The organism is Mesorhizobium sp. WSM1386, assembly GCF_055901595.1.
Genome location: NZ_CM148373.1, coordinates 6,472,713 through 6,489,876, shown reverse-complemented (window position 1 = coordinate 6,489,876; position 17,164 = coordinate 6,472,713). Strand labels below are relative to the sequence as shown.

The 17,164-nt window shown below is 59.7% G+C and carries 11 protein-coding genes and 2 pseudogenes; 6 read left to right on the top strand and 7 right to left on the bottom strand.

What is annotated here, in order from left to right; all coding sequences use genetic code 11:
* Positions 1–196: 196 nt before the first annotated feature.
* Positions 197–2,287, bottom strand: a complete 2,091-nt coding sequence (locus AC0NIH_RS31590) for a prolyl oligopeptidase family serine peptidase (protein WP_473469553.1) — start codon at positions 2,285–2,287, stop codon at positions 197–199.
* A gap of 1,047 nt (positions 2,288–3,334) precedes the next feature.
* Here AC0NIH_RS31590 and AC0NIH_RS31585 point away from each other — a divergent pair.
* Together AC0NIH_RS31585 and AC0NIH_RS31580 are read left to right on the top strand one after the other, a co-directional pair.
* Positions 3,335–3,826, top strand: coding sequence for a transcriptional regulator domain-containing protein (locus AC0NIH_RS31585; RefSeq protein ID WP_473562754.1), 492 nt, complete (start codon positions 3,335–3,337; stop codon positions 3,824–3,826).
* A complete protein-coding gene (locus AC0NIH_RS31580) occupies positions 3,783–4,145 on the top strand; it encodes a DUF2285 domain-containing protein (RefSeq protein ID WP_473469555.1) in 363 nt (120 codons plus the stop codon). Before AC0NIH_RS31585 ends, AC0NIH_RS31580 begins: the two co-directional genes overlap by 44 nt.
* 1,394 nt (positions 4,146–5,539) lie before the next feature.
* On the opposite strand, the gene AC0NIH_RS31575 is transcribed toward AC0NIH_RS31580, so the two are convergent.
* Positions 5,540–6,313: an HAD-IIA family hydrolase gene (locus tag AC0NIH_RS31575; protein WP_473469557.1), complete on the bottom strand. Its 774-nt coding sequence runs from the start codon at positions 6,311–6,313 to the stop codon at positions 5,540–5,542.
* Positions 6,314–6,659: 346 nt separating this feature from the next.
* On the opposite strand from AC0NIH_RS31575, the pseudogene AC0NIH_RS31570 reads away from it, so the two are divergent.
* A pseudogene (locus AC0NIH_RS31570) lies at positions 6,660–7,751 on the top strand (IS3 family transposase).
* 254 nt (positions 7,752–8,005) lie between these two features.
* Here AC0NIH_RS31570 and AC0NIH_RS31565 read toward each other — a convergent pair.
* From AC0NIH_RS31565 to AC0NIH_RS31555, 3 genes are all read right to left on the bottom strand, one after another.
* Positions 8,006–9,463, bottom strand: coding sequence for an NAD-dependent succinate-semialdehyde dehydrogenase (locus AC0NIH_RS31565; RefSeq protein ID WP_473469543.1), 1,458 nt, complete (start codon positions 9,461–9,463; stop codon positions 8,006–8,008).
* Between the two features lie 979 nt (positions 9,464–10,442).
* A complete protein-coding gene (locus AC0NIH_RS31560) occupies positions 10,443–11,828 on the bottom strand; it encodes a M16 family metallopeptidase (protein WP_473469542.1) in 1,386 nt (461 codons plus the stop codon).
* A 4-nt stretch (positions 11,829–11,832) separates the two neighbouring features.
* The gene (locus tag AC0NIH_RS31555) at positions 11,833–13,221 is read right to left on the bottom strand and encodes a M16 family metallopeptidase (RefSeq protein ID WP_473469545.1); all 1,389 of its coding nucleotides are present in this window, start codon (positions 13,219–13,221) and stop codon (positions 11,833–11,835) included.
* A 684-nt stretch (positions 13,222–13,905) separates the two neighbouring features.
* Between AC0NIH_RS31555 and AC0NIH_RS31550 the strand changes: the two genes are divergently transcribed.
* Positions 13,906–14,118 (top strand): cold-shock protein, encoded by a 213-nt coding sequence (locus tag AC0NIH_RS31550; protein ID WP_008874821.1) that lies wholly within the window; start codon positions 13,906–13,908, stop codon positions 14,116–14,118.
* A 277-nt stretch (positions 14,119–14,395) separates the two neighbouring features.
* On the opposite strand, the gene AC0NIH_RS31545 is transcribed toward AC0NIH_RS31550, so the two are convergent.
* On the bottom strand, positions 14,396–14,779 hold the full coding sequence (locus tag AC0NIH_RS31545; protein WP_473469540.1) for a hypothetical protein: 384 nt from the start codon (positions 14,777–14,779) through the stop codon (positions 14,396–14,398).
* 66 nt (positions 14,780–14,845) lie between these two features.
* Between AC0NIH_RS31545 and AC0NIH_RS31540 the strand changes: the two are divergent.
* Both AC0NIH_RS31540 and AC0NIH_RS31535 read left to right on the top strand, forming a co-directional pair.
* Positions 14,846–15,334 (top strand): annotated as a pseudogene (locus tag AC0NIH_RS31540) (prephenate dehydratase domain-containing protein); the annotation flags it as partial.
* 145 nt (positions 15,335–15,479) lie between these two features.
* Positions 15,480–16,549 (top strand): IS630 family transposase gene (locus AC0NIH_RS31535; RefSeq protein WP_473469538.1). Its coding sequence is split into 2 segments (ribosomal slippage): positions 15,480–15,966 and positions 15,966–16,549, totalling 1,071 coding nucleotides; the frame shifts between segments, so codons are not numbered across the junction.
* Between the two features lie 344 nt (positions 16,550–16,893).
* Here the strand turns inward: AC0NIH_RS31535 and AC0NIH_RS31530 are convergent.
* Complete coding sequence (locus AC0NIH_RS31530; RefSeq protein WP_473469536.1) at positions 16,894–17,109, bottom strand: hypothetical protein; 216 nt, start codon at positions 17,107–17,109, stop codon at positions 16,894–16,896.
* Positions 17,110–17,164: the final 55 nt, after the last annotated feature.

Genomic DNA, 17,164 nt, shown 5'->3' with positions numbered 1-17,164 from the left:
GATTAGAGTGATCGCCGCTATTACGCCGCGCGCCACGTTGGCTAGCTTTGTCGCCATTATTCTCTCCTTGCTCGTCAGAAATCGTAAATTGTTGCGAGTATTGCCTCTGGTTAACAGTGGTGCTTGCACCTGCATCTTTGCACAGCCAAAAACCTATACTCATTGGTTTGGGTTGCTTTGTCGCGGGTCCCGGTCATCAATGAACGCTCTCCGCTCGCCAGCCGATGGCGCTGCGAAGGAAATTGTTGCTTAGGGCAATCAAAGCGGCTCGCTCGCGATTGTCTTTGCCGTAGCCGTGCCCACCGCCGCTGGGCTCGTAGAAGTAAGCGGAATAGCCAAGCGCTTGCAGCTTTGCGGCCATCTTACGTGCATGGCCCGGGTGGACGCGGTCGTCGCGTCTCATGGTGGCGAGCAGAATAGGCGGGTAGGGCTGTCCCGGCGACGCGGCGTGATAGGCCGAGATTTCCCTCAGGAAAGCCCAATCATCAGCCTTGTCGGGATCGCCATATTCGTCGATCCAACTCGCACCCGCCAGGAGCTTGGTGTAGCGGCGCATGTCGACAAGCGGAACCGTGCAGAACAGCGCGCCGAAATGCTCAGGATAGCGGGTAAGCATGTTGGCGATCAGCAGGCCGCCATTTGAGCCACCCTCGGCGGCAATCCGCCTCGGCAGCGTGATGCCCCTTCGCACGAGATCGGCGGCAACGGCGGCGAAATCGTCATGGGCGAGACGCTTGCCCTCCCTGCGGCCGGCATCGTGCCAGCGGGTGCCGAACTCGCCGCCGCCGCGGATGTTAGCCAACACACAGGTGCCGCCGCGCTCAAGCCACAGCTTGCCTAGCGGGGAGTTGTAGTAGGGCAGGAGCGATATGCCGAACCCGCCATAGGCGGAAAGGTGAACCGGGGCATCTCCGCTCCCATCAGCCGGACCAACCTGCGTATAGGGAATCATCTCACCATCGATCGAGACTGCCTCGTGGCGCGTGACCACCAATCCGGATGCGTCGAAATTCTCCGGGCTGCGCTTCATGATTACCGAAGCGCTGACAGGCGGCGCGGCATTGAGATCGAATAGGAAAAGCTGCGGCGGCGTGACCGGATCCTGAACGCAAACCAGGACCTCTCCATTGGTCTCGTGAACGGCTGCGTCGAGTGACCAGAGGTGAACAGTTCCTTCGGCTGGTACTGTGTCGAGGGCTCGGCTTGTCCATTCCTGCGGGCCCGGGATGAACATCTCGAATCTTGGAACCAGGTTCGCCAAGTAGGCGATAATGAGCTTCCCGTCATTCCAGAAGAATGACTGCAGACAGCGCCTCTCGGCTGGTTCAAACAGGGTCCTAAAACGGCGCTCGCCGGCCAGGAAAGAGGAAAGCGAAATGCCGATCAGGGCGTCGGCGCTATAGGTCGTCCCGGCAACCGTCCATGCTTTGCGCGGCTTTACCGCCAGCCAATCGCCGAAGTGATCCCACCTGGCGTCCTGAGGAAGGTCGATCTCAATCTTCGGCCCGCTTCTATCACCACTGCGGACTTTCTTCTTGAGCCAGCCCAACTGCTCGACGAACCACAGGCGCTCGCTCTCGGCGGTACGGTCAAGATGGCCAGACACACCCAAGGTTTCGGAACTGGTCTCGAAGATTACCGGCGCGATGAGGGGATCTGCGCCTCGCTTCCACAGCCGCACGGTGCGTGCATAGCCGCAGCGCGTCGCCATACCATCACCAAGCGCACTGGAAAGCAGAAGCGTGTTGGGGTCGAGCCAATCAATGTCGCCCTTGGCCTCGGGGAGATTGAAACCGTCGGCGACAAAGCTCAGAGAGCTGAGGTCGAATTCGCGATGCACGACTGCGTCGCCGCCGCCGCGAGATAGGCGCAGAAGGGCTCTTTCCCGTCCCTCCGGCTCGAACGACGCGCCGCCCCAGGCCCAGTCCTGTCCGTCGCTAGCCGCCAGGACGTCCAGATCGAGCAGCAGCTCCCATCGGGGAGCCGCCTCCATGTAGATAGAAAGGGTGGTCCGGCGCCACAGCCCGCGAGGATTCTTGGCATCCTGCCAGAAATTGTAGAGGTACTGACCGCGACGCGTGACCAGGGGAATCCGGTCGGAGCGGTCGGAAACCGCCGTCAGCGACGCTCGGTCTCGCTCAAACTGCGTTCCACCGAAGCACTTCAGGGTCCTTGCCGACTGGCCGTCCGTCCATGCAAGCGCCCGTTCCCCTTCTACATCTTCAAGCCAAAGATGGGGGTCATCGTCTGGTGCATTCACAGTTGGCCGGAAATCGAATTCGGTCATGTCCCGGCAACCGGACGAGTGAAAGCGCAATGGTTTCGGTCTGCTCGGGAATGCTCAGTGTTGGCCGGGGCACCCGCATCTTCGATAAGCGTTATCATCAAGAGGGTTCTTCTCAGTTGGGGGCGCCAGAGTGCTCTTGCGCACAGGGCTGCATCTGCCGTGCCAACTGTGAAATCGTTTCAAAACAATGCGATGACCTAGTAGCGCTGTGTCGCATGTCCGACATCGTCGAGGATCCGACAACGAGCGCACCCCGTAATTGCCAGATCAAGCTCCGGCGGCGAGTTCGGCGACACAGTGCAGAACTAAAGCAGTCAACCTCGCAATGACTTGGCCGGACCGCAACATCTTCGCGCTAGAACGCTTGAACGCTTCCGGATCCAATTGGCAGACGACACCACCAGTCGATGGCCGCTTGAGCGTCCGAGAGCGTCTGTGGGTCTAGACACCGGGACCGGCATGAGATCGGAAATCCGAGGGCTCCGTCTTGCCGACCTGATGGTTGTCACGCCGCTGCCACCGAGCGCATCCAGGCCGCCGCGCTCCACGTCCACGCCGCTCTCAGAAAACCCGCGTGAGCACCACCTTCAAGCAATTGCCCACTTCGCTGGTGTGCTTTTGCGGTCCGCTGAAACTTCGGCATACCTGTACACCTATACAGGCTGCCATAGCCTGAAACTTGGCCTCCAATGGCGGGAACTTCCCCAGGAGACCTCCCATGGCTAAGCTTATATCGCCGGCGCTACGACGACCTGCGCACAATCAACGTGAAACCCACCGCCGCGGGACGCGGTCTTCAAGGAACGTCAGGAATGCGGCGCAGGAAACGGCCACTGTCGGCGAGCCAACTCACTTGGCCTGCACGGGCCATGCTGGCTGCGCTGGTCCGATCATGTCGCCGCTATTTGCCGGCGTGTTCGGCCCCGAACGGTGCCGACCGCACACGGTTCGACGAAACGCATTCATCGAGGTCTGGTGGCCCCGGCGCCGGTGCTTTGCCAACCGGCATGATGTTTCGACCTGCCCGGGGGCGGGCAGGGGAGCACAATGATGGCTGCAGTCCTCCTGAAGGGCGCCGATGAGGCTGATTGGCGCGATGAAAGTTCATACGATTACACCTCAGCTCTGACGCCGCGGGAATGGGCCTGGGAGTTCTTGCGCCGCAATCCAGCATTCCAGGCTGATGTGACCGCTGCAAGCCAGCAGGCAAGTACTTTGTCCTTGATGCCTCTTCTCGATGTGGTCGTGGCGGCCAGCGACCTGTCACGCTGGGGTGTTCTGTTTCGCCGAGTATTGTGTGCGCAATTCGGTCGTATTCTGGTCTCCGCGATGGTGCGCTCATGTACTGCCGGTCCTTGCAGAGCAGCTGTCCGCGTGTTCGGCGACAGCGCCGTTCGAGCTCTCGGCATTGCCGTGCCGTGCGACAGTCCTGCTGGCGCCCGACAATGGCCAGCATGTTTTTCTTCGCAACGCGCAGCATACGCTCCAGCTCGCGGTGTCTGGCGGGGATATCTTGCACCCCGTTTGCCTCCGTACTGACGCCATCTGGCCCGCGACGCTTTCGAAGCACCGCCTGAGGGCGCTCGAGTGCCTCAATGCTCTGAATTTGGGTCAACAGCTCCCTGACCGCTTATTCCTGCCAGAAAAACGGGGTCCCCGTTTGACCTTCGTACTTCGTGCGCTGGACGGCTCACTTGCTGGGGCGTCACATCGCGAGCTCGCCGAAGCGCTGATTGGCCAACGGCGCGTCCATGCAGACTGGAGGGATCCTCGCGATCATCTGCGCGACCGCATTCGCCGCGCCGTCTCTCGTGGCCGCGCCCTCATGCATGGAGGGTACAAGGATTTCCTTCTTTGAGAAGGGACGGTCCGCCCTGTACATCAGCCGGCGAACAGTTCGGAGCTAACCGGTCACCGCCGGTTCGCCCGGTCGATTTGGCGGGGGGAACGGCCTTAATGGTGCTCTCTGGTTAGAGGCCTCAGTCGATGTTGAGAGGCACGTTCGACATTGTCGCATAGGTGACAATGTCGGGTACGCAACGGAGAATGAAGCTGTCGCCTCGGGCGTTTTAACGCTTTTTGCCTTGGCACGGTACATGCACGCTCAGCAAAACGTGCGGACTGAGTGGTTGCCCCCCCGCCACGAAGGTCGCCGACTTACGCCACCTCCCAAGGCGTACCCGGCCCGGCAGCGAAGTGCTCGCGTTCAGGACTTTAAACTTGAGACGCAGTGTTTTGCGTTCGGCTCTGCGGGCTGGTGCCGAAAGGCAGTCGAGGTGGCGGAACTTGCCGCAGCTTTGACATGACTACCTAAAAAAAGCGTAAGGCCTAATAAATTGTCAGACTTCGAGCGCGGTCGTTGTGGCTCCATGTTCACGGCAGCGACTGTTTCGGCCGTTGCCAACTCGAGATCCCGCCTTTGAAGTAAATGCAAAAGGCTCACTACGCAGCGTAGTCTTGGCACCTCATATCTGATCCCCGTCAGCACACGCGACGGAGCGTAGCGCGGCAGGCGGAACCTGTGGAGAAACAAGTTCCGCGGATCGCATCGGTCACACACCACGGGAGGGTCAAGGAGCGCGTATTTGGAACGCGCGATGCTTGAGTCCCAATGCTTGCGGCAGGCGCATTGCCAACTCCGTTCAAAGTTGTTTCGAAGCGGCTTCGATGCCGCTCGCTATACCCAGCCGCCGAGCCGCCTTTTTTGCGGCAACGACCAGTCCGCCGACGGCTGCGCTGGTTCAGCGGCCGCGCCGTCGCCCGTCCTTCTGTTCACCACAAAGCGAGGGTCAACCACTCCCCCCGGAGCAGATCAACTTCGACGAACTCGTCTCTCAGGTGACGCGTATACGACCAACAACCTGCGTGGCGTTCAGAGATAGGATCGCCTCTGGAGTGACGCGGCAATAAAATCGGTCAAAACTCCAGTGGTTGAACGACATCCGTCCCGTTGTCGAAGTCATGACAGAAATGATCGAGCGTGAGTGTCGCAGCAGCCAACGCATCTGGCTCGATCCAACCAGACCCATTCGCTGGACGAAGCCTACTTCGGCGCACGACGGTCTTCGGCCGAAGACTCCTACTGAATAGAGGCCAGGACCGGTATGCATTGGGCTACAGTGGACTCCGACTAAGTTGTCACACTTATCACTTTCTTTGCGGCCAGCTGTTCCTCCAGAAAATGCCCAGGCTGAACGGCCGCCATTCGGAATGTAGCGGGAGCGTTCAGCCTTCGTGTTGTGGCCGTTCGGCTTATTGTTTCGCTATGATCTGGCCCAGATCGGCAAGGCACTCGACCACGTAGTCCGGTCTGAATGGAAACCGCTCTATGTCAGCCCGTTTGGTCACTCCCGTAAGCACAAGGGCTGTTTTCAGGCCCGATTCCAGCCCGGCGAGCACGTCGGTGTCCATGCGGTCACCCACCATGATAGCATCGACAGCTCGCACTCCTAGCCGGTCGAGCGCGTTGCGCATCATGAACGGGTTCGGCTTCCCGACAAAATAGGGCTGATGGCCGGTGGCCTTCTCGATTAGTGCTGCGATTGCCCCGCACGCTGGATGGGAGCCCCGCTCGGTCGGGCCAGTCGCATCCGGATTGGTGGCGAGAAAACGCGCGCCCTTCGCCACAAGCTCGGCGCCAGTTGCGATCTGCTCGTAATGGTACGAAATTGTGTCTCCGAGGACCACGAATTCGGGGGCAAACTCCGTTATCCGGCAGCCTGCCTGCCGCAGAGCCTCGACCAGACCGTGGTCGCCGATGACATAGGCAGATGATCCATGCTTTTGCAGTTCCATGAACCGCGCTGTGGCGAGCGCCGATGTATAGATGTGCTCTGGCTGTACGGCGAAGCCAACCGCTCTTAGACGTTCGGCATGATCTTCGGGCGTGAAGCGCGAGTTATTGGTGAAGATCTGAAACGGCTCACCCTTGGCGATTAGCCCGGCGACATAGCCGACGGAACCAGCAATCGGTTGGCCGCCCCGGACCAGGACCCCGTCCATGTCGAGCAGATGCGCTGTAATCATTCGATCTCAACCCTCAATGTCTTCGTGCAAGCAGGGCCTGGGCACGTCTGGTGTCACTGAATCTTCTCCAGGCGAGAATGCCGGCGACTGTACCGATTGAGAGCGATGCGCGAAGGGCGCTCAGTTGGCGGTGCGGCAATAAGGAGACTGCGGCGTAAACGTGTCGGTGGCACTCGCTCACCGTTCAGACGCCCTGCATCGTCGGCTTGACGACCTTCGCTGCGTTAGCGCAGTTGATGGGCAATAGCGTCTCTAGTTCCAGTGAACCGCTAGCCTGGCGAGACGTGGCCTGCTGCCGGTTTCGTGGACACCGAGATAAGGTGTTTGACGGAACTGGAGAGTGGGAATGCAAAGAAGGAAGTTTAGCCGCGAGTTCAAGCTTGAGGCGGTGAGATTGATCAAGGATCGGGGCGTTGCGGTGGCCCAGGCTGCCCGCGACCTCGATCTCCACGAGAATGTGCTGCGCAAATGGGTGCGCGAGCTGTCGACCGATCCGCAGCATGCATTTCCCGGTCATGGGCAGATGAAGCCAGAGCAGCAGGAGATCGACCGGCTGCGCAAGGAAGTGGCGAAGCTGAAGGCGGAGCGCGACATCCTAAAAAAGGCCGCAGCCTACTTCGCGAGGGAAGTGACATGAGGTTCGCTTTCATCGCGAGGTACCGGAACGTCTGGCCGGTGGCATGGCTGTGCAGTGCGCTGGATGTGTCCCGCTCAGGCTTCCATGCCTGGCTCGACCGCAGCTTCAAGAGCAGCGACCGCACCTATGGTTCTCGTCGCGTATGGCATGACGTGCTGGCCGAGGGTCTTTCCTGCGGCCTGCATCGTGTCGAGCGGCTGATGCGGGAGAACGGGCTGCGTGCCCGGCCGCGGCGTCGTGGGCTGCCGAAGGACACCGGCGAGCGAGCGGCAGTGTCGGACAATCCTCGACCGCGCCTTCGAGTCCTCGGCCCCGAACCAGAAATGGATCGCCGACTTCACCTACATCTGGACCGCGGAAGGTTGGCTTTACGTTGCCGCCGTGATCGACCTGTTCTCCCGGCGGGTCGTCGGCTGGGCGATGAAGGCCGAGATGACGGCCCAGCTCGTCACCGACGCCCTCATCATGGCGATCTGGCGCCGAGGCAAGCCCGACAGCCTGCTGCATCATTCCGACCAGGGATCGCAATACACGAGCGAGCAGTTCCAGCGCCTGATGACCGACCACGGCATTACATGTTCGATGAGTCGGTCGGGCAATGTCTGGGACAATGCAGCAATGGAGAGCTTCTTCTCGTCGCTCAAGACCGAGCGCACGGCCCGCAAGGTCTACAGGACGAGGGGTGACGCCAGGGCAGATGTGTTCGATTACATCGAGCGCTTCTACAACCCCCGGCGACGGCACTCGACACTGGGCTATCTGAGCCCCGTGGAGTTTGAGGAACAAGCAATGTTAGCTTAACTTCGTGTCCGAAAAACCGGCAGCAGGCCAACGTGCCGCTTGGATAGGATGAGCAATCTACCGTCCGTCGGCCATCGACCCATTGCCTTGTGGCCGTGGAGCGGTTCAACGTAGCTGGGCGTCTAGATGCACACTAGGGCTTGAAGGCTGGGGGCACGGCAAACGACCCGAAGCCCATCCGCAACAAGCTATCCCAAGTGCTTCGATCATCCCTTCGGTTGGTTTTGCGCCGGAGATGTCCACCCCGACAGAGATCAGATGCCGCCCATACAGAGGTATTTCATTTCGAGGTAATCTTCGAGCCCGTGGTGAGAACCCTCCCGCCCGATGCCGGACTGCTTGATGCCGCCAAAGGGCGCCGCTTCCGAAGACATTCGCCCCGTGTTGATGCCAACCATGCCGTATTCCAATGCCTCGGCAACACGCCAGACACGCTTCAGGTTCGAGGCATAGAAATAGGCGGCGAGGCCGTAGATCGTGTCGTTGGCCTCACGAACAACCTGCTCGGCATCGTGGAAGCGAATGATCGGAGCCAGCGGCCCAAAAGTCTCCTCTTGGGCAACCGCCATGATGCTGGTGATTTCAGTGAGGACTGTGGGTTTGAAGAAAGTCCCCTCCTTGCCGATGCGTTCGGCCCCGCATCGAATTGCGCCACCCTTGGCAACGGCATCTGCGATGTGGGACTCGATCTTGGCTAAAGCATGCACGTCGATGAGCGGTCCGACGTCCACGGCCGGAGCGAAGCCGTCGCCAACCGACAACGCCCGGACTTTCTCCACGAATTTTTCGACGAACTCATCGTGAACGCGAGATTGGACGTAAAGACGGTTCGCTGAAACACAGGTCTGCCCGGCATTGCGGAACTTCGCCTGGATCGCACCGTCAACCGCAGCGTCGATATTGGCGTCGTCGAAGACGATAAACGGCGCATTGCCGCCGAGCTCGAGGCTGACCTTCTTGATCTGGTCCGAGCACTGGCGCATGAGCAGCCTGCCAACCTCGGTCGAGCCTGTAAAGCTGATCTTTCGGACTTTCGGGTTGGAGCAAAGTTCACGTCCGATGCCATCACCTTCAGACGCATAAATTAGGTTCACCACGCCGTCGGGAAAGCCGGCTTGGTGCGCGAGGGCGAACATTGCACCTGCCACGAGCGGCGTTTGTTCAGCAGGCTTAAGCACGATCGTGCAGCCCGCCGCCAGAGCCGGCGAGATCTTGCGCGCCACCATCGACGCCGGGAAATTCCAAGGCGTAATCGTGCCGACCACACCAATGGGCTGCTTGATCACCAGCATGCGACGGTCTGTCGACGGTGCGGGGATCGTCTCACCATAGATGCGATTAGCTTCTTCGGCATACCATTGCAGATACGCAGCCGCGTGCGAAACCTCCGACTTGGCTTCGGCAAACGGCTTGCCCATCTCTGCAGTGAGTATCGCGGCAAGATCATTGGCGTGCTCAATGATCAGCTCATGCCACCGCCACAGAACGTCACTGCGTTCTCGGGCGGTCAGCCCCGCCCATCCAGGCTGCGTTACATAGGCCTTGCCGATCGCAGCGCGTGTCTCCTCCATACCCATGTCGGGAAGCACCGCCAGGACTTCACCGCTCGACGGATTGAGGACCTCGAATGTCCGCTCGCTAATCGGCGTGCCGAGCGCCGGCAGGCGATCGATCGCGCCAAACAGGTCCGGGGATTTCAGGTGGCGGATCATCGGCAGGCACAGGGGCAATACCGGTTCCTCTCAAATGCGGCTGATTTTTATGTCGATAGGGCGTGAATGTGTACTGCCCTGCTGCGGCTTCATGATAGGGCCTCCGCCAGCCGGCTGGTAGACCATTGCACTCACCTTGAAGCGAGAATTTTGAACTGTTCTGGTCGACGACTTGTGGTTCTCACCAGGTGCAGCCTCAAGGATGGAGATCGGCTTCCCCACCGCGGCTGGTTCTGCCCATCACGACAGGACTCCTCCGCCAAAGCGACGGTGAGGCTGCATTTTGAAGATCACTCGACGAAACTGGGGCGGAAGGTTCCTGTCCAAAAAAGTTGCTTTTCTTCCGAGCTTCTTTTGGGGTATCTCTCAGCGCGTTTGAGGCTTTGTGTTGAAGCCGTGATCGTCCTCGAGCCTAAGTAAAGTCGCTGCTCGTTGCGGAATTTGGCGCCATCACGCTTGCGCGAGGAGAGCACTGCCTGCAGTCGCACATGACCTTGAACTCTGGTGAGACAAGCGGCATTGCCTAATCAATGACTCCATAAAATACTTAAAAGCTGGTTGCGGAGTATGTCGGATACGCTGGCAGGCTCAACCCAGCCGCAAGATGCGCTTCGGCCCCCGCAGCTGAGGATCCCTATTTGGAAAACAGCACTCCTCGTCGGGGCCGTGGATCTCGTGTCCCGCCTTCTGGTCTATACTGGCACTTCGGCGGCCGCCCTCTTGACCGATCTTGTCATCGCAGCCAGGCGCGCGTCCCGGCCCTTCGCCTCGGTGTAAGCGCTGACCCTCCTTGAGCTACTTTATTTTCCCTGCGAGGCGCATTTCGATCTCCCGACGGCTCCAAAGTGAACAGAGATCCTAACTTTCGCGTTTACGGGAAACTTGGAATCCGTCGCTTGCCAACTGTTGGGCGATCAGCATTTACGCAGCTCCGAAGACAATCAGCGCGGACCTTGGCAGAGCGCGAGACTGCTGGTCGTCACGGGACAGCGGCAAGGCCAGGGCCAACACCCATAATGGCGGGCTCGGCCGAAAGCAGCTTCTTCGCCGCCGCCCTGACCTGGTCGATCGTCACCTCCTCGATGAGGGCAGGAAGCTGCTGGATGTAGTCTATGCCGAGCTGGTCTTGCTGCATTCCGGCAAGGGTGGCTGAAATGGAGCTGGAGGAACCCAGATTGTCGATTGCATAGGCGCCGATCAGATACTTCTTGCTCGTTTCGAGCTCGGCCGCAGTTGGCCCTGTATCCACTAGCTCCTTGATTACTTGTCTGATCAACTCGAGCGTCTCGCCCGCCTTGTCGGCGCGCGTCGATGTGGCCACGACAAGCATGTTGGAATGCTGGTAGCCTTCCAAACTAGAGGACACGTCGTAGGAAAGGCCGCGCTTTTCGCGCACCGCCCCCCACAGTCGTGAGGTAAATGGCGAGCCTCCGAGTATATCGTTCATCAGCAACGCGGCATAGAGTTCCGGGTCGCTGCGTCCGATGCCCGGAAAAGCCAGCTGGAGCGAAGTCTGGGGCAGGTCGTATGAGACCAACGTCAACCCGCCGAGCTTCGGGGTGACATCAGGTACCTGCGCGAGCGCCTGTTTCTGGGGCAAATCGCCGAACAACTGGTCGAGTCTTGCACGGAGGGATTTGGCATCTATGTCGCCCACGACCGCCACGTGCAGCCCGTCGCGGGCGAAAGCGGCCTTGTGGAAGGCGCTTAGATCGGCGGGCGTTATGCGGGCCAGGCTTTCTTTGGTACCCTCGGGCGGCCTCGAATACGGGTGCATGCCGTAGATTTTGCGCCGCCATGCGAGCTCGGCGATGGTCTGAGGTTCGCGCTCCCTGGCCGTGATTTCGGAGAGAAGCTGCGCGTGGACGCGTTCGACTGGCTCCTGATCAAAGCGGGGCCTGTTCACAGCGAGCCTGATGAGTTCGAACGCAGCGTCCTGGCGCTCGGAAAGCAGGCGCATCGACGCGTGGATTCCGTCACGCTCTGCGTAGAACCTCATCTCAGCTCCGGCTCCATCGAGCTGCACCTGAAAGGTATCGCTGTCGTAATCGCCGGCGCCCTCGTCGAACAAGCGGGTCATCAAATTGGCAAGCCCCTCCTTACCGCCCGGGTCCTGGCTGGTGCCGCCGTCGAAGACCAAGTCGAGCGTGACCATCGGCCGGGATTGATCTTCCACCAGCCAGGCCGTGATCCCCTTTTCAGATTTCACCTCCTGGATGTTCACGGCAGCTCGCGCGGTGAGCGCCAGCAAGTGGAGGGAGAAAATAGCAAGGCAAAGGACAGCCAGCCAGCAGGCGAGGCGCCCCCCTTGTCCAAAAGGAGAGGGCAATACTTGTGAAATGGCGCGGCGGCGTGGGTTCGTCATCACATCAATTTTCCTTGGGCAGAAGATAGCCGGTGGTCGAATGGTCGGACACGAGGTAGCGGGCGGCAACGGCCTTAACCTGATCGGCGGTGACCTTGCGAATGCGGTCCGGCCATTCCTCGACGTCTCTCACATTGCCGCCCGTGGCAAGCGTGGCGCCATACATATTAGCCACGGAGTCCTGCTCGTCGTGGGCGAAGATGGCCGAGCGTATATAGCGGTCTTTCGTCTTCTCCAGTTCGTCGCTGGTGACGCCGTTCCTGGCGATGCGTGCTATCTCAACGTCGACTGCGGCCTCGATGTCCGCGAGCTTGACGTCACCGCGCGGCGAGCCGCGGATGCTGAAGTAGCTAGCATCCAGCATGGTGCCCTCGAAATCAGCGGAGGCCGCCGCGGCTATGCCCTGCTTGACAACGAGCTCTTGGTACAGCCGGCTGCGGTTGCCCCCGGCGAGAATCTGGGCCAGCAGGTCCAGAGCCTCGGCTTCGCCGGGCTCGGCGGTGCGATAGGACGGCACCACCCAATATCTGGAGAAGATGGGGACCGAAACGCGGCCATCGCTTAACGTCAATGTGCGCCTGGTGTTCTGCACCGGCTCAGACGGGCGTTCGCGTGGCGGCAGATCTGGTCCACGCGGGACCTTGCCATAGGTCTTCTCAGCCAGCACCTTCACGGCCTCGGGCTCGACGTCCCCTGCCACCACCAGCACTGCGTTGTTCGGCTGGTAGTAATTATCATAGAAAGCCAAGGCGTCGTTGCGGTTCAGCTTCTCGATCTCGTGCATCCAGCCGATCACCGGGATTCGGTAGGGTTGGCTCTGCCAAAGCGTCGTGACGACCTCCTCATCGAGAACCGGCTCCGGATCGTTGTCGACGCTCAAGCGCCGCTCCTCAAGGACCACGTCCCGCTCGGTGTTGATAGCGTCATCCGTGAGGATGAGATTGCGCATGCGATCAGCCTCGAAGCTCATCATCTGCTCCAATGCCGAGGGCGCAACTCTTTCGTAGAAAGCAGTGTAATCGTAAGAGGTGAAGGCGTTGAGCGAGCCGCCGATCTCAGCCACCGCGCGGTCCAACTCGCTGGCGCCGTGATTGGCCGTCCCTTTGAACATCAAATGCTCGAAGAAATGCGCGATGCCGGATTTGCCCGGAGGCTCATCGGCGCTGCCGGCCTTGTACCACACCATATGGGTGACGATGGGCGCGCGGTGATCGGGTATGACGACCACCTCCATGCCGTTGTCGAGCAGGAAATTCGCTGCCTTGATGTCATTGGCGGCCGCCGGAGTCGGCGCGGTCGTCAGAAATGCCAGCGCGGTCGCAAAAAGTGCGCCCCGCAGCCCGGCAGACGGCGGCTTCGGTTGTGGTGACCGGGCGATGGACAAGATTCGCATGGAAGCGAGTTGTCCCTCAATGTGAAGGTGCTGAGCCCCAGTCGCCCCCATTTGGAGAAGGTGGATTGGTGGGCAGCGCCGCTCCAGACGAGCCCTCACGATGCTGCCAGGCCCGGCTCGCATGTCAGTTTTGAGTAGGTCGCCGAAAGCTGGGGCGGCATTTTTCTGTGTGGGGATCATGGGACGTCTCTCCTGCGCATTTGCATGGCCGCGCAGGAACCGTGCCAGATGAGAAAGCCGTTTCGACGATGCGTTTCAATGAACTCCGTGTTGCGTACCTCCGACATTGTCCGACATCCGACACTGCCGAATGGGGAGCGCTTGCCGCTTAAACAGGTGACTACGTGAAAATACCCTTAGGACAGCGGCGAACATGGTGGCGTTAGCACGCGCCCGTAGTTGCTGGTCGTTAGGGTACTCTTGCTCACATCGGCCGATTGTAGATCCATGACAGGACTCCAAACCAGCGATAGCGCGGTTCTGGAATTTAAGATGCGTCGCAGACTATCGTAACGCCAGCGCGAGAGACGCGGCCGCGACGGCGGTCACGATGGAGCTTGCGAGCCGATTTGCGATTTGACCGGGGCTTTTGCTATTTTCGCTTTTGCTGCCCCTGAAATCTCGGATATGAAGCGGACCTGGCTTATAGTCAGCCTACATTGAATGGTTACAAAGGAACACGCCATGGCGACAGGAACGGTGAAGTGGTTCAACAGCACCAAGGGATTCGGCTTTATCCAGCCTGACAACGGAGGTCAGGACGTTTTCGTCCACATTTCCGCTGTCGAACGAGCGGGCCTTTCGACCCTCAATGAGGGGCAAAAGATCAACTACGAGGTCGAACAAGACCGCCGTACCGGCAAATCCTCCGCAGGCAGTCTCAGCAAAGCTGGCTGACCTTTTTCTGCTTTTGCCCGGCAAGAGCCGGGCAGAAGTGCCACTGACCGCGCCAAGGAGCCGGCAAGAACACGGATCTCCCGCTGACCGCGCGATTGCGGGAAGCTGCTAAGTTCTACCAAAGCAAGATGTTTGCAAGTGAAGGGGGCGGGTCGCAGCCCTCTTACTTTCTGCAGCAGATGCGTATCTGGCAGCTGCGCGCGTCAGAACGAATTTCAAAGCTGCGACCTGCTCGCGATCCAGCCGCTATGCAGTATCAATGCTGGCTCGCGGAACCTTAGCGTTCCGATCTGATGGACTTCGTCATCACCCACGAATAGCCGACCACCTCGACGGTGGTGATACTTCCGCCGATGAGGTCTGAACGACTGGGCATTTCACGGAATGCGAGCCAAGTCCACAATGGCGCGAGTGGCGGTTCCAGTGTCAAAATCAGAGAGAGCTGGCAAGCTGGAAGTCGACGCGTGCCGGCCAGCAAGAAAACAGCAGGAATCGCGAGTTGCACAGGACCGAATGTAGCAAGCAGGCCCAGATCTCCGAGACCAAAAAAGGGTCCGCAAAACCAAACGCTCACCAAGGGAGCAAAGCATCGACCATACAGATAAAGCCAGGGGAGGTCACGGCCGAGCCTCGAATCTGCAACCGGAAATATTTCGGTCATGAACCCCGTGCGTGTGATTTTCATAAATGAGAGTCTGACGTATTATCGATCGAGCTTGGCGGGGAAATGAACGAGCAATTCAGCCAGCCTCCTGTCATCGACACCTCCGGGATCAAGAGGGCAGGGTACATTGGCCCTGAGGGGACCTGGACCCATCAAGTCTCGCTGGACCTCTTTGGTGACAAAGTTGAACTCGTTCCGTTAAGCGACGGATTGTTCGAAGCATATGAGAATGGCTGCGTCGACGTTGCATGCGTCCCAGTTACGACCTCTCTGGTCGAAACCACTCCCTACCTCGACCAAGTCCTGCGCTTAAGGTCTCCAAGGATCATCGCCGAGTACCCGAAGGTCCTGAGCTACAGCCTTATTGCCAGAAAGGATGCGAGTTTCTCGAAGATCACTAAGGTGGTAGGCCACCCCGTGGCCCTGCAGGAGGTGGCCGGGTGGCTCGACGAGAACATGCCCAACGTCGAGCGAGAGAGCCGCAGGGGATCGACATGTTTCGTGGCTGAGCAAAAGTCTCCCTCGATAGCGGCATTCGGTCCTGCTCTTGGTCCCAAGCTCTACAATCTGCAGATATTGCGAACAGGAATTGAAGAAGGGCTGCATAACGTTATACCAACGGTCTTGGCTGCTGACTCTTTTGTGATTTTGGCCGATATGCGCGCCGTGATTCCCTATTGCCGAAGGAGATTCGGCGATGGGATCAGCGGTGAAGTTGCGGACGGACTTTTCGGCGGGGGAGCTTCGCCGTCTTGCCCGGAACTCAAAGGATGTGCGCCAGAGCAGCCGGCTATTGTCGATCGCGGCGGTTCTGGACGGCATGAGCCGGGCCGATGCGGCCCGGATCGGCGGGATGGATCGCCAGACGCTGCGCGATTGGGTGCATCGGTTCAACACGGCCGGCCCCGATGGTCTTGTGGACCAGTGGGCGCCGGGACCAGCGTCCCGGCTGTCGCATGAGCAGCGGGCCGAACTGGTCGCGCTTGTGGAAAAGGGCCCGGATCGTGCCGTCGATGGCGTCGTGCGTTGGCGGCGGATCGACCTGAAGAAAGCCATCAAGGACCGCTTCGGCATTGATTATGACGCGCGTTATGTCGGGAAGCTGCTGCACAAGCTCGGCTTCTCCCACATGAGTGTGCGGCCGCGGCATCCGGCGCAAGATGCCCATATCATCGAGGAATTCAAAAAAACTGGCCTCGCACGCTGAAGGCGCATCTTTGCGACTTGCCGCCGCGCACGAAGGTGGAGATCTGGTTCCAGGACGAAGCAAGGATCGGCCAGAAGAACGGGATTGTACGGCAGTGGGCCAGACGCGGCACGCGGCCGCGACAGCCGGCCGACCAGCGCTACAAGAGCGCCTACCTATTCGGCGCCATCTGCCCAGCACGTGGTACCGGGGCGGCTCTCGCACTGCCTTTTGCCGATACCGAGGCCATGCAACTCCATATCAACGAGATCAGCCGCCACGTCGAAAAGGGCGCCCATGCCGTACTCGTAATGGATCGTGCCGGATGGCACACCACCGCAAACCTCAGCATACCGGACAACATCACCCCGATCTTCCTGCCGTCACGCGCGCCGGAGCTGAACCCAGTCGAGAACGTCTGGCAGTACATGCGCCAGAACTGGCTCTCCAACCGTGTCTTCGACAGCTATGACGATATCATCGATGCGGCCTGCGACGCCTGGCAGAAACTCCTCGCAGCTTCCGAGACCATCACATCAATCGGAATGCGCCAATGGGCCCATGTCGGTCAAACCCCATGACTCTTGGTATTACGCGGTGGTGGGTGCTCGGGCGCAGGACCCCTGCGCCGACAGGATTTGACCGGACAACACTTCACCTCCGCGTTTCAGAGCAAAATCTCAGTTGTGTCCTGAACGGGTTCTCGAAGGACGATTTAGCCGCTCTCAGTGTCTATCAGCGTCCGACATGCGAGCGGCTGGACACCCATCAATACGTCATCGATGTCGCTGGACACGTTTTGACTCACCCGGCGCTGGGCGCGTTGGCGGAGATTGATGGCCTGAGAATTCTGGGGTCCTACCCACGTCGCTATTAGCTATGGCCAGGCTAGTTCCGTCAATAACTCCAAAACTGTAGATCCTCATCACGATGAACTAGGGGCTGCCGCATCGAACTTGATGCGATGTACACATAATGCCGCGGCCATGGACGAGATCATCGCGCCGGCGATCTTGTCGTTCCCGCCCAGTTTCTTGCCTGCGAAACGGTAGTATTCATAGGCACAGATGTGACGGCCGGGCATCTTGCAAACAAGTCGTCGCTGTATGACTGTAACGCGTTTGGCGGCATGCTCGTCCATTCGGGAAGTTCAAACACTTCAATCCGCGCAGGGGCGCCGTGACCGGGCCTGCGGC

Excerpts from the sequence above, each read along its gene's own strand:
- AC0NIH_RS31530 (WP_473469536.1), bottom strand. The coding sequence starts at position 17,109 with ATGGACGAGCATGCCGCCAAACGCGTTACAGTCATACAGCGACGACTT.
- AC0NIH_RS31555 (WP_473469545.1), bottom strand. The coding sequence starts at position 13,221 with ATGCGAATCTTGTCCATCGCCCGGTCACCACAACCGAAGCCGCCGTCT.
- AC0NIH_RS31575 (WP_473469557.1), bottom strand. The coding sequence starts at position 6,313 with ATGATTACAGCGCATCTGCTCGACATGGACGGGGTCCTGGTCCGGGGC.
- AC0NIH_RS31585 (WP_473562754.1), top strand. The coding sequence starts at position 3,335 with ATGATGGCTGCAGTCCTCCTGAAGGGCGCCGATGAGGCTGATTGGCGC.
- AC0NIH_RS31565 (WP_473469543.1), bottom strand. The coding sequence starts at position 9,463 with ATGATCCGCCACCTGAAATCCCCGGACCTGTTTGGCGCGATCGATCGC.
- AC0NIH_RS31590 (WP_473469553.1), bottom strand. The coding sequence starts at position 2,287 with ATGACCGAATTCGATTTCCGGCCAACTGTGAATGCACCAGACGATGAC.
- AC0NIH_RS31560 (WP_473469542.1), bottom strand. The coding sequence starts at position 11,828 with ATGACGAACCCACGCCGCCGCGCCATTTCACAAGTATTGCCCTCTCCT.
- AC0NIH_RS31545 (WP_473469540.1), bottom strand. The coding sequence starts at position 14,779 with ATGACCGAAATATTTCCGGTTGCAGATTCGAGGCTCGGCCGTGACCTC.
- AC0NIH_RS31550 (WP_008874821.1), top strand. The coding sequence starts at position 13,906 with ATGGCGACAGGAACGGTGAAGTGGTTCAACAGCACCAAGGGATTCGGC.